This window comes from Holdemania sp., assembly GCF_986127675.1.
Genome location: NZ_CFQZWI010000035.1, coordinates 1 through 26,936, shown reverse-complemented (window position 1 = coordinate 26,936; position 26,936 = coordinate 1). Strand labels below are relative to the sequence as shown.

23 protein-coding genes are annotated in these 26,936 nt (G+C 53.6%); 22 read left to right on the top strand and 1 reads right to left on the bottom strand.

Going from position 1 to position 26,936, the window contains the following annotated elements; all coding sequences use genetic code 11:
• The 5 genes from AC5OW4_RS07295 to secA all read left to right on the top strand — a co-directional run.
• A partial coding sequence (locus tag AC5OW4_RS07295) for a glycogen/starch/alpha-glucan phosphorylase (protein ID WP_493676831.1) occupies positions 1–1,713 on the top strand: 1,713 nt, incomplete at its 5' end.
• Positions 1,714–1,872: 159 nt separating this feature from the next.
• Positions 1,873–4,002 carry a type I pullulanase gene (pulA, locus tag AC5OW4_RS07290; protein ID WP_295769898.1) on the top strand — a complete coding sequence of 710 codons (2,130 nt, stop codon included), beginning with the start codon at positions 1,873–1,875 and terminating at the stop codon, positions 4,000–4,002.
• A gap of 146 nt (positions 4,003–4,148) precedes the next feature.
• A complete protein-coding gene (locus tag AC5OW4_RS07285) occupies positions 4,149–4,892 on the top strand; it encodes a PHP domain-containing protein (RefSeq protein ID WP_493676830.1) in 744 nt (247 codons plus the stop codon).
• A gap of 138 nt (positions 4,893–5,030) precedes the next feature.
• Entirely contained in the window at positions 5,031–5,384 is a 354-nt protein-coding gene (locus tag AC5OW4_RS07280) for a hypothetical protein (protein ID WP_295769903.1), read from the top strand.
• Positions 5,385–5,410: 26 nt separating this feature from the next.
• Positions 5,411–7,759: a preprotein translocase subunit SecA gene (secA, locus tag AC5OW4_RS07275; protein ID WP_493676829.1), complete on the top strand. Its 2,349-nt coding sequence runs from the start codon at positions 5,411–5,413 to the stop codon at positions 7,757–7,759.
• A gap of 126 nt (positions 7,760–7,885) precedes the next feature.
• Here secA and AC5OW4_RS07270 read toward each other — a convergent pair whose 3' ends face one another.
• Positions 7,886–8,332 carry a hypothetical protein gene (locus AC5OW4_RS07270; protein ID WP_072685673.1) on the bottom strand — a complete coding sequence of 149 codons (447 nt, stop codon included), beginning with the start codon at positions 8,330–8,332 and terminating at the stop codon, positions 7,886–7,888.
• Positions 8,333–8,438: 106 nt separating this feature from the next.
• Between AC5OW4_RS07270 and AC5OW4_RS07265 the strand changes: the two genes are divergently transcribed.
• The 17 genes from AC5OW4_RS07265 to smpB all read left to right on the top strand — a co-directional run.
• Positions 8,439–9,356, top strand: a complete 918-nt coding sequence (locus AC5OW4_RS07265; RefSeq protein ID WP_072685674.1) for a transglutaminase domain-containing protein — start codon at positions 8,439–8,441, stop codon at positions 9,354–9,356.
• Positions 9,357–9,447: 91 nt separating this feature from the next.
• The gene (gene nagA / locus AC5OW4_RS07260) at positions 9,448–10,557 is read left to right on the top strand and encodes an N-acetylglucosamine-6-phosphate deacetylase (RefSeq protein ID WP_493676828.1); all 1,110 of its coding nucleotides are present in this window, start codon (positions 9,448–9,450) and stop codon (positions 10,555–10,557) included.
• Positions 10,558–10,727: 170 nt separating this feature from the next.
• On the top strand, positions 10,728–11,951 hold the full coding sequence (locus tag AC5OW4_RS07255; RefSeq protein WP_229100654.1) for an MFS transporter: 1,224 nt from the start codon (positions 10,728–10,730) through the stop codon (positions 11,949–11,951).
• A 13-nt stretch (positions 11,952–11,964) separates the two neighbouring features.
• Positions 11,965–13,194: an MFS transporter gene (locus tag AC5OW4_RS07250; protein ID WP_072685677.1), complete on the top strand. Its 1,230-nt coding sequence runs from the start codon at positions 11,965–11,967 to the stop codon at positions 13,192–13,194.
• Positions 13,195–13,269: 75 nt separating this feature from the next.
• On the top strand, positions 13,270–13,935 hold the full coding sequence (locus AC5OW4_RS07245; protein ID WP_195547872.1) for a uracil-DNA glycosylase: 666 nt from the start codon (positions 13,270–13,272) through the stop codon (positions 13,933–13,935).
• A 1-nt stretch (position 13,936) separates the two neighbouring features.
• Complete coding sequence (locus AC5OW4_RS07240) at positions 13,937–15,166, top strand: bifunctional folylpolyglutamate synthase/dihydrofolate synthase (RefSeq protein WP_493676827.1); 1,230 nt, start codon at positions 13,937–13,939, stop codon at positions 15,164–15,166.
• Positions 15,142–15,954 carry a hypothetical protein gene (locus AC5OW4_RS07235; RefSeq protein ID WP_295768405.1) on the top strand — a complete coding sequence of 271 codons (813 nt, stop codon included), beginning with the start codon at positions 15,142–15,144 and terminating at the stop codon, positions 15,952–15,954. The genes AC5OW4_RS07240 and AC5OW4_RS07235 overlap by 25 nt, the downstream gene beginning before the upstream one ends.
• 409 nt (positions 15,955–16,363) lie before the next feature.
• Positions 16,364–17,497 carry a glucose-1-phosphate adenylyltransferase gene (locus tag AC5OW4_RS07230; RefSeq protein WP_072685681.1) on the top strand — a complete coding sequence of 378 codons (1,134 nt, stop codon included), beginning with the start codon at positions 16,364–16,366 and terminating at the stop codon, positions 17,495–17,497.
• Between the two features lie 13 nt (positions 17,498–17,510).
• Positions 17,511–18,626, top strand: a complete 1,116-nt coding sequence (glgD, locus tag AC5OW4_RS07225; protein ID WP_072685682.1) for a glucose-1-phosphate adenylyltransferase subunit GlgD — start codon at positions 17,511–17,513, stop codon at positions 18,624–18,626.
• A gap of 12 nt (positions 18,627–18,638) precedes the next feature.
• Complete coding sequence (gene glgA / locus AC5OW4_RS07220; protein WP_072685683.1) at positions 18,639–20,075, top strand: glycogen synthase GlgA; 1,437 nt, start codon at positions 18,639–18,641, stop codon at positions 20,073–20,075.
• 221 nt (positions 20,076–20,296) lie between these two features.
• Positions 20,297–21,493 (top strand): phosphoglycerate kinase, encoded by a 1,197-nt coding sequence (locus tag AC5OW4_RS07215; RefSeq protein ID WP_072685684.1) that lies wholly within the window; start codon positions 20,297–20,299, stop codon positions 21,491–21,493.
• 4 nt (positions 21,494–21,497) lie between these two features.
• Positions 21,498–22,241: a triose-phosphate isomerase gene (gene tpiA, locus AC5OW4_RS07210; protein WP_072685685.1), complete on the top strand. Its 744-nt coding sequence runs from the start codon at positions 21,498–21,500 to the stop codon at positions 22,239–22,241.
• Between the two features lie 62 nt (positions 22,242–22,303).
• Positions 22,304–22,492: a LiaF transmembrane domain-containing protein gene (locus tag AC5OW4_RS07205; RefSeq protein WP_039863675.1), complete on the top strand. Its 189-nt coding sequence runs from the start codon at positions 22,304–22,306 to the stop codon at positions 22,490–22,492.
• Between the two features lie 70 nt (positions 22,493–22,562).
• Positions 22,563–23,861: a phosphopyruvate hydratase gene (eno, locus tag AC5OW4_RS07200; protein WP_072685686.1), complete on the top strand. Its 1,299-nt coding sequence runs from the start codon at positions 22,563–22,565 to the stop codon at positions 23,859–23,861.
• Positions 23,862–24,098: 237 nt separating this feature from the next.
• On the top strand, positions 24,099–24,323 hold the full coding sequence (secG, locus tag AC5OW4_RS07195) for a preprotein translocase subunit SecG (protein WP_006057619.1): 225 nt from the start codon (positions 24,099–24,101) through the stop codon (positions 24,321–24,323).
• Positions 24,324–24,378: 55 nt separating this feature from the next.
• Positions 24,379–26,631, top strand: coding sequence for a ribonuclease R (gene rnr / locus AC5OW4_RS07190; protein WP_072685687.1), 2,253 nt, complete (start codon positions 24,379–24,381; stop codon positions 26,629–26,631).
• Positions 26,632–26,643: 12 nt separating this feature from the next.
• Positions 26,644–26,936 (top strand): SsrA-binding protein SmpB (smpB, locus tag AC5OW4_RS07185; RefSeq protein WP_493676826.1); only part of this gene is annotated, 293 nt, incomplete at its 3' end.

The window sequence follows — 26,936 nt, the reverse complement described above, 5'->3', positions numbered from 1 at the left end:
GAGGCCTCCGACATCATCCCGACCAATAAGGATTTCCGGTTATACTTACAGGAGCTGCAGGAAATCTGTCTGAACGTCTATCCGGACGATTCGACCGACGATGGCAAGATCCTGCGTCTGAAGCAGCAGTATTTCTTTGTTTCGGCCGGTGTGAAGTCGATCATCCGCTCGCATCTGCGCGTCTATCCGACGCTTGACAACCTCGGCGAAAAGATCGCAATCCAGCTCAACGATACGCATCCGGTACTGGCGATTCCGGAACTGATGCGCGTTTTGATGGACGAGTATCACTATGATTGGGATCATGCGTGGGCGATCACAAACTCCGTCATGGCCTACACCAACCATACGATCTTGTCGGAAGCCCTGGAGAAATGGCCGATCGCTTTCGTTCAGCGGCTGCTTCCAAGAATTTATATGATCATCGAGGAAATCAACCGCCGCTTCTTGAAGGAAGTCGCGGAGAAATTCCCGTATGAACGCGATATCGCCTATCGCGTCGCGATTTTAAAAGACGATCAGGTTCACATGGCGTCCCTGGCGGTCGTCGGCTCGCACAGCGTCAACGGCGTCGCTCAGCTGCACACCGACATTTTGATCAACGACCTGTTCCACGACTTTGTCCGGCTGTATCCGGATAAGTTCAATAACAAGACCAACGGCATCACGCACCGCCGCTGGCTGTTGTACTCCAACCCGCAGCTGCGGAAAATGCTCGACGAGCTGATCGGCGAGGGCTATGAGTATGATCTCAACGAAATTGAAAAGCTGATGGAGTATGTCGACGATCCGGCGATTCAGAATCAGTTTCTGGACATCAAGCGCCAGCGCAAGGAAATCCTGGCGAAGCTGGTCAAAGACCGCTGCGGCGTCGAGATCGACCCGAATTCCATCTTTGACGTTCAGGCCAAGCGTCTGCATGCTTACAAACGGCAGCTGCTCAATGCCCTGCACATCATCTACCTCTATCAGCGGATGAAGGAAGACCCGTCGTTTACGATCACGCCGACGACGTTCATCTTCGCGGCCAAGGCGGCTCCGGCCTATTATTTCGCCAAGAAGGTCATCAAGCTGATCAACAGTCTGGGCGATGTGATCAACAACGATCCGGCGGTCAATTCGATGTTAAAAGTCGTATTCATTCCGAATTACAGCGTATCCATCGCCGAAGTGCTGATGAACGCGGCGGATGTGTCCGAACAGATTTCTACGGCTGGCAAGGAAGCCAGCGGCACCGGCAACATGAAGTTCATGATGAACGGCGCGATCACGCTGGGCACGCTGGACGGGGCCAACGTCGAGATCGACGAACGCGTCGGCCGCGATAACGACGTGATCTTCGGCTTAACTGTCGATCAGGTGACGGAACTGAAGAAGAACTACAACGCCTGGGATTATTACAACGGCGACGAACGGCTGAAGAAAGCGATTGATTCGCTGGTCGACGGCACCTGGGCCGCGGATCATGACGAGTTTAAGCTGATTTTCGACGAGCTGATGTATAAGAACGACGAATATCTGCTTCTGGCGGATTTTGACAGCTATGTCAGAGCGCATGAAGAGATTCAGCGGCGCTATGGCAACCGTGGTCAGTGGGCGAAGTCCTGCCTGATCAACATTGCGAAGTCAGGCTATTTCAGTTCTGACCGCACGATCCAGCAGTACGCCGATGAAATCTGGCACATCAAGCCGGTCCGGATCGACGATAAATAAAGAGAGTTTCCCGTGTTTTTCTAAAAACGCGGGATTTTCTTTTGGCTTTCGCAAAAAAGTCGGAGGGAAATGCTTGTTGTGCAGCGGTCTTGTCCATTATAATAGAAGAACAGGCGATTTGAAAAAGTAAAAAAGACGACATCAGAAAAGAGGGAACGTATGAAAGAGAATACAAGCATGGAAGCTTTTCTGGACGATTATGGGAAAATTGTAGTCTATTTGTCACAACGGTTTTATAACGGGAAAAGCGACCGGTTTTATCTGGAGCGGCCGCAGGGGGAAGCGACGGCGTGTCAGATCCGGGAGCTGGAATCACATGAGAGCTATACGCGGTACACGCTGACCGGCCCGGCCGAAGTCCAGATTGGCGAATCGTTGGAAATTGTGGAGGAACACGGACACCGCGCGGTGCTGCAATACCGCCGGATCGTCCAGACCGCCCGGTTTGATCAGGATTTTGCGTATGAGGGTGAACTGGGGGCGTTCTGTGAGGAAACTCAGACACGGTTCGCGCTGTGGGCGCCGACGGCTTGCGAGGTGCAGCTGGATCTGCGTTTGGCCGGTAAGCAGGTGCTGGCCGCGATGACGCGGGGGGAAAAAGGTGTCTGGCGTTTGACGGTAGAGGGGGATTGGGATGGGGGAACCTATCTGTATCAGGTCAAGGTGAACGGCGAGCTTCATCTCAGTCAGGATCCCTACGCCCTCTCTTCGACTGCCAACGGCCTTCGCAGCGGTTTGGTCAACTGGAAACGGATGGCGCAGATGCCCAATTCCGCACTGCCGCCCTTTACCAGCTATACCGATGCCGTGATTTATGAATTGAGTGTGCGCGATTTTACTCATCAGGCCCAATGCGGCACCCGCACCCACAGTCAGTACCGCTCGCTGTGCGAGGTGGGGACGACGCTGCAGGGCAAGCCGACGGGACTGGATTATCTGGCTTCCTTAGGCGTGACGCATGTGCAGCTGATGCCGGTCGCCGATTTTGCGACGGTCGACGAGGAACATCCGGATCTGTTTTACAACTGGGGCTACGATCCGCTGCAGTATGGCTGTCCGGAAGGCAGCTATGCCAGCGATCCCAACGATCCGCGCTGCCGGGTGCGCGAACTGAAGCAGCTGGTCGCGACGCTGCATGCGCGCGGACTGCGCGTGAATCTGGACGTCGTGTTCAACCATCACTACGATATCCAGTTCTCCGCATTCGGCCAGTGCGTGCCCTATTACTATTTCCGCACTACGCCGTCGGGCTTTCTGTCCAACGGTTCCTTCTGCGGCAACGATACGGATTCTCTGATGCGGATGATGCGCAAGTATATCGTCGATATCGTGTGCCGCTGGATCGAGGTTTACGACGTCGACGGCTTCCGTTTTGACTTGATGGGCATTCATGACGTCGACACGATGAACGCTGTCGTGGCGGCCGGCCGCAAGCTGAAGCCGGAGTTAATGGTCTATGGCGAGGGCTGGGATCTGCCGACGGCGCTCAACGACGATCTCAAGGCGTGCCAGCGCAACAACGCGAAAATGCCGCAGGTCGCGCATTTCAACGATTATTTCCGCGACGTCGTCAAGGGCAAGACTTCCGATTTCGACGTGCAGGCCAAGGGCTATGCGACGGGCAATTTATATCAGGCTCACGATATGCCGTCCGCCCTGTGCGCCAATACGCTGAACAAGGAAATGTATAAGATTTACCAACAGCCCTCCCAGAGCATCAACTATGTCGAATGTCATGACAACGCGACGAGCTGGGATAAGATGAAGGACTGCTGCAAGGATGAGGTGCGGGAGATCCGCGTCAAGCGTCAGAAGCTGATGATCGCCGTGACGCTGGTCGCCCAGGGCGTGCCGTTTTTGCAGAGCGGTCAGGAATTCTGCCGGACGAAATACGGCTATCACAATACCTACAATGCGCCGGACAACGTGAACCAGATCGATTGGGAACGCAAGAACCGGCACGAGGAGGTCGTGGAATATACCCGCGACTGTCTGCGGCTGCGCAAGCTGATCCGTGCGTTCCGCTTTGCCAGCGCCGAAGAAATTGAAAGCCATGTTCATTTTGAAGTGACGGAAGGCCAGATGCTGCTGTATCAGCTCAATGATGTGGAAGCCTATGGCGGCTATCAGACGATCAAGGTGTTCTTCAACCCTTCGCCGGCCGTCCAGTATGTCGAGCTGGAGGAAGACTATCAACAGATCTTCAATGAAGCCGGCCTGCTGACGACGCCGGTCATGGTCCGCAATCTGGCGGTCAATCCGATCACGATGGTGGTCGTCGTCAAATAATCTCAAGGCGCGGGCAGCCGCGCTTTTTCGTTTTTGACAATCAGCCGGTCAAAACTGCTTTCCAGACGGATCAGAAACAAGGAGAGCGAAGATGCTGAGATTTTCATAAAGAGAGGCAAAGCGGCGGCTTCGGAAGGAGGATAACGATGATTTCAAATGTTCATTCCCATTCCCGCTGGTGCCGGCATGGCTGGGGAACGCTGGAAGAGTATGTGAAGGAGGGGCTGCGCTGCGGCCTGGAAGAAATGGCGGTGTGCGAGCATGTGGCCAGCGAAGAGCCGATGGGCCCGCGGATGACCTGGGGCGAAATGCCGGCATTTCTGGCGGAAGCCGATGAAGTTATTGGCCGCTATGGCGATCAGATCTCTCTTTTCAAAGCGTTGGAATGCGAATATTTCCCGGAAGAAATGAATCGGTTTGCCCAGCTGCGCGATCATCAGAACGTGAAGCTGTGGATTCTGGGGCAGCATGAAAGCGCCGATCATCGTTACGATTATTTCGCGATGCAGGACCGGGATCGGGAAACGATGCAATATACCGAAGATGTGATCGCCGCGCTGAACACGGGCTTCTTTCAGCTGCTTGCCCATCCCGATGTGATTATGGTGAATTACGAGCAGCCGACGCCGCTTCTGCTGGAGTGCATGGATCGGATCTTTGCGGAATGTGAAAAACGGAACGTGGCGGTGGAAATCTACGCGAATGGCCTGCGTCGCTCGGTTGGCTATCCCAACGCCAAGATCTGGCAGCTCAGCAAGCGCTATAAACTGACGACGATCATCAGCTCGGACGCTCATGATCCGCGCGATCTGGTCGACGGCGCGGTGCGTCAGGCGGAACAGCTGGCGGCGGACTGGGGAATCGCGGTCACGCCCAAACTGACGTTTTAAACAGGAAGCGAATCCAGTGAAACAACGCTGTTTCGTGGGATGAGACTGACCTCGCAGCGTGATTGCCAAAGCTGCTGAAACAGTGTATGATTAAACGGATATCAATTTGAAGCGGAAAGCGAAAGGAGGCGGAAGCCGATGATCCCTGCTTTTTTACGATGGCTGTCGCTGAGCTTCTGCCTGCTTTTATCCTGGGGTTTGCTTGCCGTACCGCAGACCCTGCTGCCGCAGCCGGCTCTGACGATTCAGACGGAGGCGGCCGGCGAGAAGGAAGCGCAGCTGCAAAGCGCGGAAACGCTGAATAAGAAGAAAACCACGGGGCCTTCGACGCCGTTAGCGACCGGCGGTGTTCAACCGGTCTTGGCACTGATGCCGGACAGCTTGTGGAACGCCGTGCCGGTGATCAAGCGGGCTGCGCAGGTGGCAAGACCGAAGATTCTGGCCGTGCCGGTCGGCCGGCTGGCCCCGCCCTTTCCTGTTTGGATCATTTAAAAAAGGAAACAAACAGGAGGAAAATCATGAATCTTTTACAATCACTAAGTCCCGACGGCCGCCAGTTAGCCAAAGCTGAGAAGCTGGCGAAGAAAATTGAAGCGCTGAGCGGGGAATACAAAGCCCTGAGCGACGCTGAGCTTCAGGCAAAAACCAGTCAGTTCCGCCAGCGCTTAAGCCAGGGCGAAAGCCTGGACGAGCTGCTTCCGGAAGCCTTCGCCACCGCGCGCGAAGCGGCTGAACGGGTGATCGGCGAGCGGCCCTATCCCGTCCAGCTGATGGGCGGCGTCCTGCTTCATCAGGGCGATATCGCGGAGATGAAAACCGGCGAAGGGAAGACGCTGACCTCAATTCTGCCCGTCTACCTCAACGCGCTGGAGGGCAAAGGCGTGCACGTCGTGACCGTCAACCCTTATCTGGCTCACCGCGACGCCCAGTGGATGGGACAAATTTATCAGTTTCTGGGGCTGAGCGTCGGCTGCAACGACCGCACTCTGACTTCTGCGCAGAAGCGCGCGGCGTTTGCCTGCGACATCACCTATACGACCAACTCCGAGCTGGGCTTCGATTATCTGCGCGACAACATGGTCATGAATCTGGAAAGCCGCGTGCTGCGCGGACTCCATTTCGCACTGGTCGATGAAGTCGACTCCGTGCTGGTCGACGAAGCCCGCACGCCGCTGATTATTTCCGGCGCCGGGGAAATGCTGGACAAGCAATATCTGATGGCCGATCAGTTCGTCAAGGCGCTGCGCAAGGATGAGGTTGAAGTCGATCATCAGGAACGTCAGGTTTATCTGACGGAAAAAGGGATCGTGCACGCCGAGCGGTTCTTCAAGGTCGCCCATCTCTACGATCACAGCCACGCCGATCTGGTGCATTATATCCAGCAGGCGCTGAAAGCCAATTACGTCATGATGCGCGACGTCGAATATGTCGTCGAGGACGGCGAGGTGATCATCGTCGATCAGTTCACCGGCCGTAAAATGGAAGGCCGCGAGTTCTCGGATGGGCTGCATCAGGCGATTCAGGCCAAGGAAGGGGTCGGCATCAAGCAGGAAACCAAGACGCTGGCGACGATTACCTACCAGAATTTTTTCCGCCTGTATGACAAGCTGGCCGGGATGACCGGTACGGCCAAGACGGAGGAACAGGAATTCTTAAGCATCTACAATATGCGCACGATCGTTGTGCCGACGAACAAGCCGATCGCCCGGATTGATTATCCGGACGCGGTCTATAAGACCAAAGGTGAAAAATACGACGCAATCGTGGACGAAGTCGCACAGCTGCACGCCCAGGGCCAGCCGGTGTTAGTCGGTACCCCCTCGGTGGAAATCAGTGAAATCCTTTCCCAGCGGCTGACGCAGAAAAAGATCCCGCATCCCGTACTGAACGCGAAGAACCATGCGCAGGAAGCGGAGATCATCGCCCGGGCCGGGCAGAAGGGCGCGGTCACGATCGCGACGAACATGGCCGGCCGCGGCACCGACATCAAGCTGGGCGAAGGTGTCGTCGAGCTGGGTGGGCTGGCTGTCTTAGGCACGGAACGGCATGAATCCAAGCGTATCGACAACCAGCTGCGCGGCCGGGCGGGCCGTCAGGGCGATCCGGGCTTTTCCCGCTTCTATGTGTCGATGCAGGATGATTTCATCATTCAGTACGCTTCCGACTTGCAGAAGGAAAGCATTGCGAAGTTCTGCGAGGATAAACTGCCGGCGGAAAAGCTGCGCAAAACAATCGATCTGATTCAGAAGCGCGCCGAGGATCTGCATTACGATTCCCGGAAGCGCGTGCTGGAATATGACGATGTTCTGATGGAACAACGCCGGATTATCTTCGGCCAGCGCGATCAGATTCTCATGCAGGACGACTTAAGCGAACTGGTGAGTTCCCTGATGGATCAGGCGGCCGCCAGTCTGGCCGCGTCCCTGTTGAACGCCAAACGCGCCAATCCTGCGCAATGGGAAACCGTGCTGCAGGAAGCAAGCAAGACCTGGCTGCTCAGCGAAATCGATAAGGAGCTCGATCAGGCGAAGGACGAGAAGACCCTTCAGGCCATCCTGAAGCAGGAATTCCATCGTCAGCATCAGCTGAAAAAGGATGAAGCGCCCGAACAGATCGCCCAGCTTGAAAAGATGATCCTGCTTTCCGTGATCGACCATCAGTGGAACGACCACGTTGATTCGATGAACCGTCTGCGCGAGGGCATCTATCTGCGTTCCTACGCGCAGATCAAACCCGAGGACGCCTACCGTCAGGAAGGCTTTGAGCGCTTTACAAACATGATGGCCAACATTACCGATCAGGTGGTGCTGACGCTGCTGCACATTCAGAAGCGCGAGCCGCAGCCGCCGGTCAATCCGGAAGCTTAACTCTCGAAATCATTTCAAAAAATAAAAAAGAGAACGGCCGGTTTTCCATCTGGAAATTCCGATCCGTTCTCTTTTACGTTGTCTTGACTTAAGCTGACGATCACTTTGCGGCTTTAACCCAGGCGGTCATCCCAGCATCGCCGCGTGAACCTGGCCTTCGTGGGAATAAATCCGCAGGCAGCTGCCGCCCTCGTCGCTTTTCATAAAGCAGTCGGCGATCACATCGGTTTCCGCATCGGTCCGGGTTTCGATCACCGTTTCCATGAGTGCCTGCAGCGACGATTTGTCCGTGATCACCCGGTATTCCGCCATTAAGATAAACGTCGGCTTGGATGCCTGCGATCCATCGAAGTCATAATGCACAGTGTTTAGGCAATCGTCGAAGCTGCGCAGCGCTAATTGCCGATACGGCGGATTCATCATGTGGCGCAGGAAATCATACGCCTTTTCCTTATCCGGCGCGACGACGCACAGCCGCATCAAACCCGTCACCGCTTCGGGACATTGGGCGAAATCCGCCGCGGCCGGGCGGTAATCCATCATTTCTTTTAAGGACATGGTTCTTTGAAGCATGAGTTGCGCCTCCTTTGCGTTCTTATTATACAAAAATTGAAAGGGAAACGAAAGAAAGAAATCCGCGGGACGTGGTATACTGAAAACGAGAAAGGGGACAGGCGGTATGAAAAAGAAATGGAAATGGCTTTTGGGTTTGTGTTTTATGTTGACAGCCTGTTCCGGAAAGTCGCTTGCGCTGCCTGATGTTCTGGGCGGCAAGCGGGAAACAGTGACGTTCAGCGATTCGCTTTATCGCCCTGATCAGGAATTTGAAAAGATCAGCTGCGACGTCCGTGAAGGATGTTATGCCGTGGACAGCGAGATGGAAGCAGGACTGCTGATCGGCAATCTTGTCCGCAGCGGCCAGCGGGAAGCCGCGATCGTCGCGAATGAGGATCTGGATCTGGATAAAATTTTCATCTATGCCTTAGCGCTGTCGCCTTCGACCTTTGAAGCCCAGTACACGCAGCGGCGGATGATGAATGGCACGCGCCGCACGATCTTCACAGTCACGATGGAGGATGAACAGCAGCTGCAGCGAAACCGCGTTCAGGCCCGCCGCATCGTGGAAGAAAACGTGAGTGCGGAAATGGATCAGACGGAAACGATCCGCGTGCTCCACGACTGGCTGGTGCTGCATACCCAATACGACGAGGAAGCCGTCGCCTTGAATGAAGAAGAACGCCGTCAGAGTCTTGCTTTCCGCGCCTCCGGCGTCTTTGAGCGGGGGAAGGCGACCTGTTCAGGTTATATGGAAGCGATGGATCTGCTTCTGGAGGCTGCCGGGATCGGCTCCATCCGTGTTTTCAGCAACACGATGGATCACGCCTGGAATCTGGTCAGTCTGGATGGGGAAATGCGTTACCTCGACGCGACGTTTGACGATCCGGTGCCGGATCAGCCCGGCCGGGTGATGTACGACTTTTTTCTGATCGAGCCGGATACGCTGAAACAACGGGGGAAATACGAATTCGACCCGGCCACGCCGACGACGATTTCCCAGACGGAATACGAAGCCTTTTTCAATTATTGTCTGCGGTGAAAAGCACGGTTGCGCCGTGTCTTTTTTTGGTTTAGTGGACAAGCCTGAAAGAGGTGATATACTGAAGCTAAAGAAAAAGTGGAGGTACAAAATGATCATTCAAAGCACTCACGTCTGGATTCATGATTGTCTTCAGCCCGCTCAGCTGGAAATCGCCGACGGACTCATTCAAGCGGTTTTGCCCTATGGGGAAAAACAGCCGGATCACGATTATCAGGATCTGTGGATTCTTCCGGGATTCATTGATATTCACACGCACGGCTGGAACCGCTGCGAGGCGGGCAAACCGACGCTGGAAGCGATGCGCCGCTGGCAGAAGCACATGCCGGAAGAAGGCGTAACCGCGTTTCTCGCAACCACCGCGACGCAGAGCCAGCGCCAGAACGAACAAGCCCTGCCGGTTCTTAGAGAAGCGATCGAAGCCCCGGGGGAAGGGGCGGAAATCCTGGGCATCAATATGGAAGGCAATTTCATTTCGCATCAGTTTCATGGTGCGCAGGATCTTTACACGATCGTTAAACCCGATCCGGAGGTTCTGCTTCACTATCAGGATTTAGCCGGCGGACATATCATGACGGTGACCTGCGCTGTTGAGTTTGACGAGGATTATGCGTTTGTTAAAACGGCCGCAGCGCATCATATCCGCGTTTCCTGCGGCCACAGCGGCGCCAGCTTTGATCAGGTCAAGGACGCCGTCGCCGCCGGAGCTACCGGCATTACACACTGCGGCAACGGCATGCGCCCCTTCCATCACCGCAATCCCGGAATTTTCGGCGCAGCCTTGAATCTGGACGAACTCTACGCTGAGGTGATCGGCGACGGAATTCATGTGCATTTTGAAACGGCACATCTGATCGGAACGATGAAAGGCGCGGATAAACTGATCCTGGTCACGGATTCCGCTGAATGCAAGGATGATCCGGCGGCGGAGCAGTACAGCCGGGAAGGCGCGTTCCGGCTGCCGGACGGGACTTTATTCGGCTCTGCTTTATATGTGAATCAGGGCGTGGATAACCTGCATCGCAAAGCCCGGCTGCCGTTGGTAACGGCGATTCATGCGGCGACGATCAACCCTGCGCGCTATTTGGGGGTCGCTGAGCGCAAAGGCTCACTGGAGACGGGAAAGGATGCGGATCTGGTCGTCTGCGATGAAAACATTCAGCTAAAAGCAGTGTACTGCAAGGGGGTTCGTCAGGCTTGATAAGCAGTTTTCCCACTGCCTAAGATAATTCAAAGAGAACCGGAAAAGACGGCCTTGCCTAAAAGGATTCATTTCCGGTTTTTTTATTCATTTTCCGGATTGACAACGTGAATGGTTGTGCTATGATACTCAAGACCAAAAAGGAAATCATTTTCCAGGGGGATTGTTTTATGAAAGCGCTGAGCTCCAACGAACGTCTGTTAATCCTGATCAACTGTTTTTTCAACCTCGCCAACGCGATGTCGGCGGTCTTCATGAATGTTTATCTGTATGCTTATACCGGATCGCTGGTGGTGATGTCGATCTACACGATCGTGCGCATCGGCCTGTATCCGTTCTTCTTTACCATTGGCGGCAAGTGGGCGCAGAAGCACCGCTTCTCGCAGACGCTGACGGCCGGATTGATCCTCATCATGTTCAGCCTGTTGTTTGTGCTGGGCGCCAGCGATGCGTTTGAACGCATTCCGCAGCTGGTGTACGTCGTGGCGGCGTTAGTCGGCATGGGCGAAGGACTGTACTGGCTGAGCATCAACAGCCTGAACCAGATTGTTTCAACGGCGAAAACCCGCTCGCTGTTTATCTCCGACATTGGCATTTTCAACAACCTGTCGGCGATCATCGCGCCGTTGATCTCGACTTTTATTATTGAACTGGCCGGTACAGATACGGCGGGGTATGTCGAAATCTTCAAGATTGTCTTAGTGATCTACGGTCTGATCGCGCTGCTTTCCACACGCGTCAGCGCCCGCAGCGCCAGCCACAGCTTCTCCGTGCTCCGGCGCATGCGGCTGGACGATCCGCAGTGGCGTTACTGCATGATCTCAACGTTTCTTTATGGGATGCGTGATTCGCTGATCTTAACGCTGGCCGGTTTGTTAGTGTATAACGCGACCAACGGCAGCGGCAGCGCTTATGGCAAGCTGCTGGCGGTCTTCGCAGTGCTGACAATTCTGGCCTACGCCTGGGTATCGCGGACGATGCGCCGCAGCAACCGGATGCGCTATTATCAGATCGGTTCGCTGTTAATCGCATCCAGCACGATTGTGCTGGTGCTCTGGCCGTCGCTGGCGGGAGCCATCTATTACGGGGTCGTCAACGCGATCGCCACGCCGATGTATGCCAATCCGTATACGATCATCATGATGAATGCGATCCAGGACTACGCTGCGCAGGAAAATATCGTCGGCCGCGTGATCGCCAAGGAAGCCTATCTGTCGATCGGCCGCTGCCTGGGGATGGTGCTGATCGTGCTGTGTTCCCTCCTGTTGCCGGAAACGCTGTATCTGCCGACAGCGGTTGTGATGTGTTCGCTGTTCCCGGTCATTCTGACGCTCTATGCGACGGTTTATCATCGTGAACGCGACCGGCAGAAGCAGCTGGGTCTTGTAAAGTAGGGGTTGGTAAAGCATGCGTAAGCAGAAATTCACGCGTGATGAAACGACGACGATCCTCATCGCCTGTCTGTTCAATCTGGCCAACGCGATGTCGGCGGTGTTCATGAACGTCTATTTGTACGCCTATACCGGCTCGCTGGTTGTCATGTCGATCTACACGATCGTGCGGATCGGCTTGTTTCCCTTTTTCTTCACCCTCGGCGGCAAGTGGGCGCAGAAACACAGCTTTGCCGGACCGTTGACCACGGGGCTGGTCTTCATCATGCTCAGCCTGTTGTTCGTGCTGGGGGCGCAGGATCAGTTTGCCGTGCATCCGCAGCTGGTCTACGGCGTGGCGGCGCTGACAGGAATCGGGGAAGGCTTGTTCTGGCTAAGCCTGAACAGTTTGAATCAGATCGTGTCTTCGCCCCAGTCCCGCTCCCGCTTTCTTTCCAGCGTCGGCATCTGCAACAACATCGCCGCGATTGCCGCGCCGCTGATCTCGACGATGATCATCGACATGGCGGCTTCGGATACCGCAGGCTATGTGGAAATCTTCAAGATCGTCTTAGTGATATACGCCGGGATCGCGTTGATCTCGCTGCGCGTCAAGGCCCGCAGCGCGCCGCAGCCGTTCTCCGTGCTGAAACGGATGAAGCTGGACGATCCGCAATGGCGCTACTGCATGATCACGACGTTCTTCTACGGCATGCACAACTCACTGTCGCTGACATTGGCCGGATTGCTGGTGTATAACGCAACCCAGGGCAGCGGCAGTACGTATGGCAAACTGCTGGCGTTCTTCGCCCTGATCTCGATTATCGCGTTCGCATTGGTTTCGCGCGCCATGCACCGCCGCAACCGCATGAGGTTCTACCGGATCGGCGCCGTACTGATCGCTTCCAGCGCCGTCGTGCTGGTGCTCTGGCCGACACTGGGCGGGGCCGTCTATTACGGCGTGGTCAACGCGCTGTCGACGCCGATGTACGCCAATCCGTATCAGATCATCGTGATGAACGCGATCGCCGATTACGCCGCGCAGGAAAATATCGTCGGCCGGGTGATCGTGCGGGAAACCTACCAGTCGATCGGCCGCTGTCTGGGCATGGCGGCGATTGTGCTGTGCTCCTGGATTTTCCCGGAAACACTCTATTTGCCCGTCGCCGTGATCTTCTGTTCCCTCTTTCCGATCGCGATGGCTGTTTACGCGACGATCTATCATCACCGGCGCGATCAGCTCAAAGCGCAGGGATTGGTGAAATAGGACGAACAGTGCTATAATGAAACCGGAAAAAATCCGGTTTTTATTTTTGTCAAGAAGACCCTAAGGAGGAGCACAATGTTTCAGAATGAATGGACCCCGTTTTTGAAAGAGGAATTTCAAAAGCCTTATTTCCAGCAGTTATCCGCTTTTCTGCGCCAGCAGTATGCGACGACGAAGGTGTATCCGCCTCGTCTGCAGGTGTTCTCGGCGTTTGAATTTACCAACTATTCCGACGTGAAGGTCGTCATCCTGGGGCAGGATCCTTATCATCAGCCCAATCAGGCGCATGGAATGTGTTTCTCAGTGCGTAAGGGCGTCAAGGTACCGCCAAGTCTCGTTAATATTTATAAGGAACTGCATGACGATCTGGGCTGTACGATTCCCCATCACGGCTATCTGATGAAATGGGCTCAGCAGGGCGTGTTTCTGATGAACACCGTGCTGACGGTCGAAGATTCCAAACCACTGTCCCACCGCGGCAGGGGGTGGGAAGAATTCACCGACGAGGTCATGCGCAAGCTGAACGACCATCCTGATCCGCTGGTCTTTATCCTGTGGGGCCGCAACGCGCAGGACAAGGGCCGCTGGATCACCAATCCGAAGCATTTGATCCTGAAATCGCCGCATCCTTCGCCGTTATCGGCCAACTACGGCTTTTTCGGCACGCATCCGTTCTCCAAGGCCAATCAATTTCTGATCGATCAGGGCCGCGCGCCGATCGACTGGCAGATTGAGGATTAAGATGACGACAATTCAGGAGGCCGTCGATTGGATTACAGCCCGGCATAATTTTCACCATGGCTTCGATCACTTCCAGCGGTTTATGGCCAGCCAGGGCGATCCGCAGGACCAGTTGCGTACGATACATGTCGCCGGCACCAACGGCAAGGGCAGCACCGTCAGCTATCTCGCCAGCGTCCTGCGCGAAGCCGGCTATACCGTCGGCACGTTCACCTCGCCGCATCTGGTCGCCCATCAGGACCGGATCCGGATTCAGGAGCGCTGGATCGACGACGCCACGTTTGTCCGCTATGTCGATACCTACCGGGATTTACTGGAACAATGGGATCTGGCGATGTTTGAGATCGATTTCTTTTTCGCCTGTCTGTGGTTTATCGAACAAAAGGTTGATTTCGCGGTGATCGAGGTGGGGCTGGGCGGTCTTCTGGATTCGACGAATACGCTGCGTCATCCTCTGTGCAGCGTGATTGTGTCAATCGGCCTGGATCACATGGAACGCCTAGGCAGCACGGAGGAAGCGATCGCCTTGCAGAAAGCAGGGATCATCAAACATAATGGGCTGGTCGTCAGCGGCGTGACGCAGCCGGAATGCCAGGCGGTGATCGAAACAGTCTGCGCAAAAAAGCAGGCGCGGCTGATTTCGGTTCCCGCCGTTACGGTTCAGCCGGGATCCGAGATTCACTTTACGATGGAAGATCAGACCTATACGCTGCATACCCGTGCTCAATATCAAGCCCGCAATGCGGCGGTGGCCCTGACGTGTCTGCGGACCTTGAAGCAGCAGGGAGAGTTGACTCTCAGTGAGGAAGCGCTGCGCGAAGGACTGCGGAAAGCAGTCTGGGCCGGCCGGTTTGAAGTTCTTCAGGAGCATCCGCTGACGATCATCGACGGGGCGCACAATGCGCCGGGAATTCAAGCGCTGTGCACGTCCGTTCAAGATCTGCCCCATCCGCGCGTCATCGTGTTTACCGCGTTAAAGGATAAGGAAACCGAGGTCATGGCCAGACAGCTGAAACAGATCAGCGACAGCCTGATCATCACGCAATTCGACTATTTCCGTGCCCAGAGCGGTGCGCAGCTGGTGATCGAAGGCAGTGAATTGATCGAAGACTGGAAAACCGCGGTCCGCACAGCCCGCGACAAGGCCGGGGCTGAGGGCACGGTAGTGATCACCGGTTCGCTGTATTTTATTTCCGAGGTTCGCGCGTGGCTGATGAACGCCGGTTTGTGAGAACCGCGCGGCGCTGGCAGCTTCTGTACTGGCTGGAAGTGATTTTATTCGCAGGCGTTCTGGTGGCGGATTTTGTAATCGAGAACAGGCTGGGCATCCGCAGTCACCGCGGCACCCTCGCCGGTGGTTTCTTGTTTGCGTTTGCGTGGTGGTTTGCGATCAAACCGACCCGGCAGCGGTTTGTGGATGTATGCCATCAGGCTGGCTTTCAGGCAGAGCTGACCCGGCAGTTTGCGAATGTGAGCGCGGCGGAGCCTTCCACACTGGATATCGGCTGGGACAGACAGCTGGGGCTGGATCCTGCCCGCTATCGCTGCGAGTGGGATTGGGCGGTTCAGGGTGAAGCGCAGGGCATCCCCTTTCAAGTCGGACGCTTTACGCTGCGGCGGGAAAGCGAGAAACAGCCGGTGATCAAAAACGGATTGTGGATTCAGCTGAAGCGCTGCGGAAACAGCGGGGATGGCTGGCGGCATCTGCGCGGCGGCTGCTGGTATCCCTGCGGGCAGTCTCTGCCTTCCTTTGCGGAAGTGTTAGAGCCAAAGGAAGGTGAGGTTCTGAGGGAGTCCGGCAAGCAGACGCTGCAGGACTGCGGGTTTGGCTTGGATGAGCTGTTAGTTCGCAAACAAAACGACCGTTTGATCCTTGCCGTGCGTGAAAAACACCCGGTCCATGCCGCGGCGATGACAGGAAAGTGGGATTTATCAAAAGACGCTGACGGGACACGCTGCGCAGCGCTGATCAAAGCCTCCGCAGAAATGATCTTAAATCAAGAAATGATGCAGAAATAACGGGATTTTGACCGTTATTTTATTTTTTATCAGTCTTAAATTGGAAGCGGTTACGGCACAGGTAATCATTTTAGTCAAAAATTGAATTGATTGGGAGCAAATTGATTTTCCGGGATGGAATGTGAAAAAATTAGAAATGCGGAAAAGTCGAATTGAAACCGGTTACTTTTTTAATAAATTTGAGCTGATGTCGTTTTTTAGCAAAATTTTCCGCGAAAATGGTTTAAAAAAACGGTGAAATTGCTTCTAAACCGGATTTTCCCTGCCGTTTCGCAAATAATTTTGATTATCAACTGAAAATGTACGTTTTTCAATTTTGAAGAACATGGAAATTATGATTTTTAATCTTTGAAAAACAGACAGGAACACGCTATAATAAAATCATAAAGAAACTATGGGGGCTAAAGGTATGAAACAAAATAATATGGTTGCCATGATTTTAGCGGGAGGACGCGGAAGCCGTCTTCTTGATCTTACAAAAAAAGTCGCTAAACCGGCAGTCTACTTCGGCGGAAAGTATCGTATTATCGACTTTCCTTTAAGCAACTGTGCCAACTCGGGAATTTCCGTTGTCGGCGTTTTAACGCAGTATGAATCCGTATTGCTGAACTCTTACGTCGCACGGGATCACCATTGGGGACTGGACGCGCGCGACAGCGGCGTCTTCGTTCTGCCACCGCGGGAAAAGGATAAGACCGGCTTGGGCTTATATCGCGGCACGGCAGATGCGATCACGCAGAACATCGACTTTCTGGATCAGATGGAAGCGGAATACGTGCTGATTCTGTCCGGCGACCACATCTACAAGATGGACTATGCTAAGATGCTGGCGCACCACAAAGCCAACAACGCCGACGCGACGATCGCCGTGCTGGCCGTTCCGTTAAAGGAAGCGAGCCGTTTCGGCATCATGAATACGGATGAAACCGACCGGATTATTGAATTTGAGGAAAAACCGGCGAAGCCGAAGAGCAATCTGGCTTCGATGGGCATCTATATTTTCAACTACAAGACGCTGCGCAAGTATCTGACCGCCGATGAAAAGGATCCGAATTCCAGCCATGACTTCGGCAAGGATATCATCCCGGCCTTCTTGCGCGACAACAAGATTCTGACCGCTTACCGCTTCAAGGGCTATTGGAAAGACGTTGGAACGATCGACAGTTTGTGGGAAGCCAACATGGACCTGCTGAATCCGGACAACGAACTGGATCTGGGCGATTCCCAATGGAAAATTTATACCGAGGACGTACCGACGCCGCCGCAGTTTATCGGCGAGGAAGCGGTCGTTGAAAACTGCTATATCAATCAGGGCTGCATCGTCAACGGCAGCGTGAAAAACTCCGTCCTGTTCACCAATGTCGAAATCGGCAGCGGCGCGCAGGTTATCGACTCTGTCATCATGCCGAACGCCGTGATCGGCGAGGGCGCGAAGGTAACCCGCTGCATCGTCGCGGACAATGTGGAAATCAGTCCGGGTGCTGTCGTGGGACACAAGGACAGCGAGCATATCGAACTGATCGCAAAAAAGAGAGTGAAATAAGGGGGACGGAAGTATGTGTGACGCATTAGGAATTATTAACTTTGAAGACGCCTGTGTCGATATCACAGGTCTGATGGATTACCGCCCGGCCTCTGCGATCTCCTTTCTGGGTCGTTACCGTTTGATCGACTTCATGCTTTCCAACATGACCAATTCTGGAATTTCCCAAATCGAAGTGTTCATCAAGGACAAACCGCGTTCCCTGATCGAGCATCTGGGCAACGGTCGGCAATACAACATCAACTCCAAGCGCGGGCGTCTGAGCATCCTGTATGGTGAAAACCGGATTATGTCGGATGTTTATAACCACGACATCGCCAACTTTATGGACAATATTCAGTATATTGAAGAAGTGAATAAACCGTATGTCATCATCGCGCCGAGCTATATGATTTATCAGATCGATTTCAACGAAGTTCTCAAATATCATGCGGAGAAGAATTCCGACGTTACCGTCATCTACAAATCGACGGATAACGCGAAGGAAGAATTCATCGGCTGCGATACGTTGTCGATGGACAAGGACAAGCGGATCGTGACGTTTGAGAAGAACCGCGGCAAATACAAGACCCGCAACGTATCGCTGGAAGCGTATGTTATGACCAAGAAGCTGTTTTTGGAATTGGTCCGCAAAGCAGCCAATACCAGCTCGCTGTATTGGTTCAAGGATATCCTGGCTGACAGCTGCGAGGATCTGCGGATCAACGGCTATGCGTTTAAGGGCACCGTTTACTGCATCAACAGCCTGCGCAGCTACTTCAAGGCGAATATCGAACTGCGCACGCACGCTAAAGCGCGTGAGTTGTTTAAAGAAGACTGGCCGATTCACACCCGCACTAACGATTCTGCGCCGTCGCAATACATGCCGGAGGCGAAAATCCGCGGCTGCTCGATTGCCAACGGGTGTCATATCGAAGGAAACGTTGAAAACTGCGTCATCGGGCGAAACGTCATTATCAAGAGCGGCGCGGTCGTTAAAAACAGCGTCATCCTGCCGGGAGCCTATATTGGCGAGGGCGCGAAGCTGGATCATGTCATCGTCGATAAGGCGGCGATCGTCAACCATATTAAAAAGTTAGTGGGGACCGATGATTCCCCGATCTATGTTAAACGCAGAGATCGGATTTAAAGGAGGGGTCTTATGAAATCAGTATTGTTTGTCGCGGCGGAAGGTTTGCCGTATATCAAGACCGGCGGACTGGCGGACGTGATCGGCTCGCTGCCGAAGATCTTAAACGAAAAGGGCATGGATGCCCGCGTCGTACTGCCGCTGTATAAACGAATTGCTGAAAAATACCGCGGCGAGTTCACGAAGCTGAAAACGATTCCGATTCATATCGGCGTCATCGACACGGTTGCGACGATTTACCAGTCGCAGTGGGAAAGCGTTACCTATTATTTCATCGAGCATGCCGGCTATTTTGAAAGAGACGGATTATATGGGTATCCGGACGATGGCGAACGTTTCGCCTTCTATCAGAAAGCAGTGCTGGAAATGCTGTGGGCGATTGATTTCTTCCCGGATATCATGCACTGCCACGACTGGCATACCGGCATGATCGCGGCGATGTGCCACATTCAGTATCCGGATGATCAGCGTTATCAGCAGATCAAACATATGTATACGATTCATAACCTGGCGTTCCAGGGCAATTTCCCAGCCGATGTGCTGACGGACTGTCTGGGAATCGACCGGCGGTATTTCGACGACGGCTCGATGCGTTTCCACAACGGCATCAGCTTCATGAAGACCGGCATTATTTTCTCGGATAAGATCACGACGGTGTCGCCATCCTATTCTCAGGAAATTCTGACGGCGCAGTATGGCGAACAGATGGACGAAGTGCTGCGTTTCAGACAGAGCGATCTGTACGGCATCGTCAACGGCATCGACACCAAGATGTGGGATCCGATGACCGACCCGGCGCTGCCGGCGCATTACAATGCGGAAACCGTATTGGAAGGCAAGCGGGCGAACAAAGCCGCTGTTCAGAAAGAGCTGGGGCTGCGGGTGGCGGACGATGTGATGATGATCGGTATCGTTTCGCGACTGACCTGGCAGAAGGGCGTCTATCTGATCATTGAAAAAATGGCGGATATCATGGGCCTGGACGTTCAGTTTGTCGTTTTGGGCACCGGTGAAACGCACATCGAAAACCAGTTTAAGATGATGGAAGACAAGTATCGCCGCCGTGCCGTGTATTACTGCGGTTACAACGACGAACTGGCGCATCGGATTTATGCCGGCTGCGACCTGTTCTTAATGCCGTCGTTATTTGAACCATGCGGAATCGGACAACTGATCGCGATGCACTACGGTTCGTTGCCGTTAGTTCGGGAAACCGGCGGTCTGCGCGATACGGTTCATCCGTACAACCAGTACACCAAGGAAGGCAACGGGTTCAGCTTTACGGCATTTAACAGCCATGACATGCTTTACACGCTGCGCTGCGCGGCTGATGCTTACTACCTCAACCGGGCGGATTGGGATCAGCTGGTCCAGCAGGCAATGGGCACCGACGTGAGCTGGAATCTGTCGGCGGATCAATATACCAAGCTTTACAACGAGATGGAATAAGGAGCGGAAACGCTCCTTTCCTTTTGAGCTGTCCGCGTCGTCAGGGAGGTGGGGGAAACGCTGGAGAAAACGGCTTGGCGAAGGCAAAAAACAACAATCCTGCAGGGTTGTCAAAAGAAAGCGCTATCACCTTGATAAGATGATCACAAGCGGCTTTTTCCTAGTTTACTTCACTTCTTTCGGGTGTTATAATTTGAAATGTAAAAGGAGGAATTCTTAACATGGCAAAACAAACTGTTCGTGACCTTGATGTTAAAGGAAAACGCGTCCTGGTTCGCGTCGACTTTAACGTACCTATCAAAGATGGAAAAATTACCAATGATAACCGGATCGTTTCCGCTCTGCCGACGATTAACTATCTGACGGAGCATGGCGCAAAGGTTATCCTGATGTCGCATCTGGGCAAGATCGATCATAAAGATCCTGAAAAGTGCGAAGCAGGCAAGAAAAAGAACAACATGGCTCCGGTTGCCGCACGGCTGCAGGAGCTGGTTTCCGGCAAAGTGACCTTCGTTCCGGTAACCCGCGGCGAAGAACTGGAAAATGCGATCGCGGCGATGAACGAAGGCGATATCGTCCTGATGCAGAACACCCGTTATGAAAAGGGCGAATCCAAGAATGATCCGGATCTGGCTGCGTATTGGGCAGGCTTAGGCGATCTGTTCGTTTCCGATGCGTTCGGCTCGGTTCACAGAGCGCATGCTTCCACCGTCGGCATTGCGACGCATCTGCCAAGCGCCTGCGGCTTCCTGGTTCAGAAAGAAATCGAGAACCTGAGCGCGGCGATCGACAATCCGAAGCGTCCGTTAGTCGCTATCTTAGGCGGTGCGAAAGTTTCCGATAAGATCGCTGTTATTGAAAACCTGCTGAACATCGCGGACAAGGTCATTGTCGGCGGCGGCATGGCGTACACCTTCTTAAAAGCTCAGGGGAAAGAAATCGGTACATCCCTGTTAGAAGAAGACCGGATCGAAATGGCGAAGGAATTTCTGGCTAAGGGCGGCGACAAGCTGATCCTGCCGGTCGACTCTGTCGTTGCCAACGCGTTTGAAAACGCAACGGAAGTCAAGACGGTCAGCAATGACGAAATTCCAGCGGGCTTTATGGGCCTGGATATCGGACCGAAGTCTGTCGAGCTGTTCAAGAAAGAACTGCAGGGCGCCAAGACGGTTGTCTGGAACGGACCGATGGGCGTCTTCGAGAACCCGGCTTATGCCAACGGCACGATCGAAGTCTGCAAGGCAATCTCCGAGCTGCCTGACGCGATGACGGTGATCGGCGGCGGCGATTCCGCGGCAGCGGCGATCCAGCTGGGCTTCAAAGATAAGTTCACGCACATTTCCACTGGCGGCGGCGCTTCCCTGGAATACATGGAAGGCAAGGAACTGCCGGGCATCGCAATCATTCAGGAGAAATAAATCAATGAGAAAACCAATTATTGTCGGAAACTGGAAAATGAATAAGACCTGCGCGGAAGCGGTCAGCTTCATCAATGAAATTGAACCGAAGCTGCACGACGGCGCAGATTACGGCATCGCGGCTCCGTTCACAGCGCTGAAGGACTGCGTCAATACGGCGAAGGGTCTGATCGTTGCGGCAGAAAACTGCCACTTTGAAGACAACGGCGCATTCACCGGTGAAGTCAGCGTACCAATGCTGGAAGAAATCGGTGTGAAATGGTGCATCATCGGCCATTCCGAACGCCGTCAGATGTTCAATGAAACAGACGAAACGGTCAACAAAAAGGCCAAGCGTTTAATCGAAGCGGGGATCACGCCGATCCTGTGCATCGGTGAAACTGAAGCTCAGTTTGACGCCGGCCAGACCGAAGAAGTCATCCGCGCGCAACTGAAGGGCGGACTGGAAGGGCTGTGCCCGAAGTGCGTCGCCAAGATGGTTCTTGCATATGAACCGATCTGGGCGATCGGCACCGGCAAGAGCGCAACCAAGGAAATCGCGCAGAACTGCTGCCACATCGTCCGTGACCAGGTTCGCGTGATGTTTGGCGATGAAGCGGCGGAAGGCGTCCGCATCCAGTACGGCGGATCGGTCAAGCCAAACAATATTAAGGAATACATGGCCATGGAAGATATCGACGGCGCTCTGATCGGCGGAGCTTCGTTGAAAACGGATTCCTTTGAAGAAATCATCAACGCGACAAAATAAGGTAAAATGACAAAATTCCCATCGATCCTCTGTCTATAATGAAGCCAAAAGGAGGCGTCGTTATGAAAAAGAGGATCGGCGGGATTCTGATTGTTTCCGGCGCCATCTTGTTGCTGAATCCGACTCTGGACGTCCAACAGTTGATGGCCGGTATGGAAACGATGCTGGTCAGCTACTGGCCGGTATTGCTGATCGTTCTGGGGCTGGCGCTGCAGAACGACGGCAGAAAAACAAAGAAAACACACCGTTAGCATTTGACTTTTCCCCAAATGAAAAGGGAAAAGGAAAATAGAACAGGTAATCACAAGGAGGAAATTGAAGATGCCTAGTATTATTGATGTTTACGCACGCGAAGTCCTGGACTCCCGCGGCAACCCAACTGTTGAAGTCGAAGTGACGACAGAATCCGGCGCTTTCGGACGCGCGATCGTTCCATCCGGCGCATCCACAGGCGAAAGAGAAGCACTGGAACTGCGTGATGGCGATAAGAGCCGTTTCATGGGCAAGGGCGTAACGAAGGCGGTTGCCAACGTTAACGATATCATTGCCGACGCTGTCTTAGGCATGGACGTTACCGATCAGAACGCGATCGACAAAGTCATGATCGAACTGGACGGCACCAACGATAAGTCCAAACTGGGCGCGAACGCGATCCTGGGCGTTTCCATGGCTTGCGCACGGGCCGCTGCAGATTACTATGATATGCCGCTGTACAAGTATTTCGGCGGATTCAACGGCAAGACGCTGCCAGTTCCGATGATGAACGTCTTAAACGGCGGCAGCCATGCGGATTCCACGGTTGATTTCCAGGAATTCATGATCATGCCGGTCGGCGCAACTTCCCTGAAGGAAGCTGTCAGAATGGGCGCTGAAACATTCCACAACCTGCGCAAAGTCTTAAAGGGCAAAGGCTACAACACCAACGTCGGTGATGAAGGCGGCTTCGCTCCTTCCTGCGTTGAAGGCAATGAAGAACCGCTGAAGCTGATCGTTGAAGCGATCAAGGCTGCGGGCTATGTTCCGGGCAAGGATATCTGCATCGCCATGGACGTTGCGGCTTCTGAATTCTACAATGAAGAAACCGGCAACTACGATCTGGAAAAATCCGGACAGGGCACAAAGACCACGGATGAAATGATCGCCATGTATGAAGAATGGGTTGAAAAGTACCCGATTGTTTCGATCGAAGACGGCTTAGGCGAAAGAGACTGGGACGGCTGGAAGAAACTGACAGACAAGCTGGGAAGCAAGATTCAGCTGGTCGGCGACGATCTGTTCGTTACGAACCCGGCAATCCTGAAGGAAGGCATTGAAAAGGGCATCGCCAACTCGATCCTGATCAAGGTCAACCAGATCGGTTCGCTGACAGAAACCTTCGACGCTATCGAAATGGCGAAGAAGGCGGGCTATACCTGCGTCGTTTCCCACCGTTCCGGTGAAACAGAAGATACGACCATCGCGGATATCGCCGTCGGTCTGAATGCAGGCCAGATCAAGACCGGTTCGATGAGCCGTACTGACCGTATCGCGAAGTACAATCAGCTGATCCGGATCGAAGACGAACTGGGCCCAATCGCTGAATACCAGGGCATGAACTGCTTCTACAACGTTAAGAAATAAGCAGAATACATCTTCATTTGAAAAGACAGTCTTTCACAGGCTGTCTTTTTTCACAAAAAAGGAATGTCAACAGAGAAAAGAAGTTAAGCCAGCGGATTAAATCTCTTGTTCCTGGTGAACAATAAGGAAGAAGCGCAGGGAATTCCCGCTTTCCTCCTGAAATTCAGCGGAACTGTTTGCAATTTGACTACGCCTTTGTTATAATAGAAAAGCGATAAATCTGAAAGGAGGATTAAGATGCTTGATATCTTATTGATGGTGGTGTCCGTGATTTTAATACTTCTTTCTCTGTTACAAAGTGGAAAATCAGACGGGATCAGCGGTGCTTTTACTGGGAGCGGCGGATTAAATCTGTTTGCCAATGTAAAAGAGAGAGGACCGGAGAAGATTATTTCCAATGCCACCTTGGTTGTCGGAATTTTGTTCTTCGTGCTGGTCATTGTGATTAGGGTACTGAACTAACGGCCGTCAACAGCGGCCTTTTTTCATATTATTAAAGGAAATTCGAGGTGAGGTTATGGAACAAATAGACATAAAACAACAAATTGAAACGATGATTGCCGACGAGCATTACCGACCGTTGAGTCTGGCTCAGCTGCAGGAAACGTTAGGCTTAGCAACAACAGAAGAATTCGTGGCGATGAATAAAGCGGTCAACGAACTGGCTGAACAATATGTGATCGTGTTCAGTCAGAAAGGCAATCTGATGCCGGCCAGAATGGGCGGTTACTATCAGGGAGCGTTATCCGTAAACCGCAAAGGTTTCGGCTTTCTGGATTTGGAAGGAGAGAACAGCATCCACATCACGGAAGCCAATCTGCATGGGGCGATGAACGGCGATGTGGCAATCGTCAAGAAACTGCCGTCTTTCTACGGCAGCGACGAGGGCGAGGTCATCCGCGTTCTGCAGCACAAAACAAACACGCTGGTCGGGACGTTTTTCTCTTCGCCAGGCAAGGGTCTGCAGCTGCGGCTGGACGACGAGCGGATTAAAGCCCGGCTGATCGTCAAAAACTGGCAGGCCTTTAAAATGGTCAGCGGCACGAAGGTGTTATTGAAGGTCTTGCGCTACGGTGATCCGATGGAGCTGGAAATTGTCCAGCTGTTAGGCCATATCGACGATCCGGGCGTGGATATTTTGTCGGTGCTGCTGGAATACGATATCGACCCGCAGTTCCCACAGGAAGTCATGGAACAGGCGCAGCGGACGCCATCGCGCGTATCGCCGAAAGAAAAAGAAGGCCGCCGCGACTGCACTGGGAAAATGATTATCACGATTGACGGCGAGGATTCCAAGGATCTGGACGACGCGGTCTGCGTTGAGAAGATCGCCGGCGGATACCGGCTGGGCGTTCATATTGCGGACGTTTCCCACTATGTTCCAGAGAACAGTCCGCTTGATCAGGAAGCGCTCAAACGCGGCACGTCCACCTATGTCGTCGACCGTGTGGTACCGATGCTTCCGCACCTGTTATCCAACGGCATCTGTTCCTTGAATCCGAAAGTGCTGCGGTTAACGCTGTCGTGTGAAATGGAGATCAGCGAAGCTGGGGAAATCCTCAATTATGAGATCTTTCCATCCTATATTAAGACAACGGAGCGGATGACCTATACCGCGGTGAACGCAATTCTGGAAGGCGAGGAAGAAGCCTGCCGGAAATACAAAAAGCTGACGGAGATGATCGGTTTGATGCGGGATTGTTCCCGGGCGATCCGCAAGCGCCGTCATGAGGCCGGAGCGATCGACTTTGAAACGCCGGAAGCGAAAATCATTTTAAACGAACAAAATAAAATTCAGGAAATTCAGGTGCGCGAGCGCAAGGAAGCGGAAATGATCATTGAGGATTTCATGGTCACGGCTAACGAATGCGTGGCCCGGCACATGAAATGGCTTGAGATTCCGGCCTTGTACCGGGTGCATGAAGCGCCGGAGCCGAAGAAGCTGCGGGATTTTGCGAAGATTGTCCTGTTGATGGGCAAGCGCTTTAAAGGCAGCGTTGAACAAATCCGTCCGCTGCAGCTGCAGCAGCTTTTGGATTCGTTCAAAGACGATCCGGCCTATCCGGTCATCTCGACGATGATGCTGCGAAGCATGCAGAAGGCAAAATATGATCCGCGCTGTCTGGGCCATTTCGGACTGGCGCTGGAAGAATACACCCACTTCACCTCGCCGATCCGTCGGTATCCGGATTTGATCGTTCACCGGATGCTTCACAAATACGGTTTCGGAACTGCATTGGATCAGGAGATGATGAAGCAGGACGAACTCAAAATGGAGGAATACGGCAAGCTGACCTCTGAGCGGGAACGGGCCGCGATCGAGGCGGAACGCGAAGTCGAAGACATGAAGAAAGCCGAATACATGGAGGATCAGATCGGCAAGATTGCCGAAGGCGTTATCAGCGGCGTTACGAAGTTCGGTTTCTTTGTCGAACTGGAAAACACCGTCGAAGGTCTGGTCCACGTGCAGAAGCTGACGGACGATTACTATCATTACGATCCGGATACGCTGAGCCTGAAGGGCGAGCGGACAAAGAAGATATACCGGCTGGGGCAGCGTGTCAAGATTAAAGTGACCGGCGCCAGTAAGCTCCATCAGGAGATCGACTTCGATCTCGTCCGGCCGCGCAAGGAAAAACGCGAGCCTATTCCCGCAGCGAAGAAAAAAGCCGGTCCCCGCAAGGAACCGAGCCGGCCTGCGGAACCGGCTCCGGTCAAAAGCAAACGTCGGCGCACCCGCCGGCGGAAACCGAAACCCACCCAAGCATAAGGAGGAATCACGATGAGCGGTGAAAAAATCATTGCCGTCAACCGCAAGGCGTCCCATGACTATTCGTTGGAGGAACGCTTTGAAGCCGGACTGGTCCTGACTGGAACTGAAATTAAATCGATCCGTCAGGGCAAGGCGCAGTTTAAGGATGCCTACGTCAGCTTCATCAGCGGTGAAGCCTGGATCAAGGAGATGCACATCGCGGCCTATGATCATGGCAACCAGTTCAATCATGACGAAACCCGCCAACGGAAGCTGCTGCTGCACAAGCTGGAGATCGTCAAGCTCCAGCAGAAGGTCAAGCT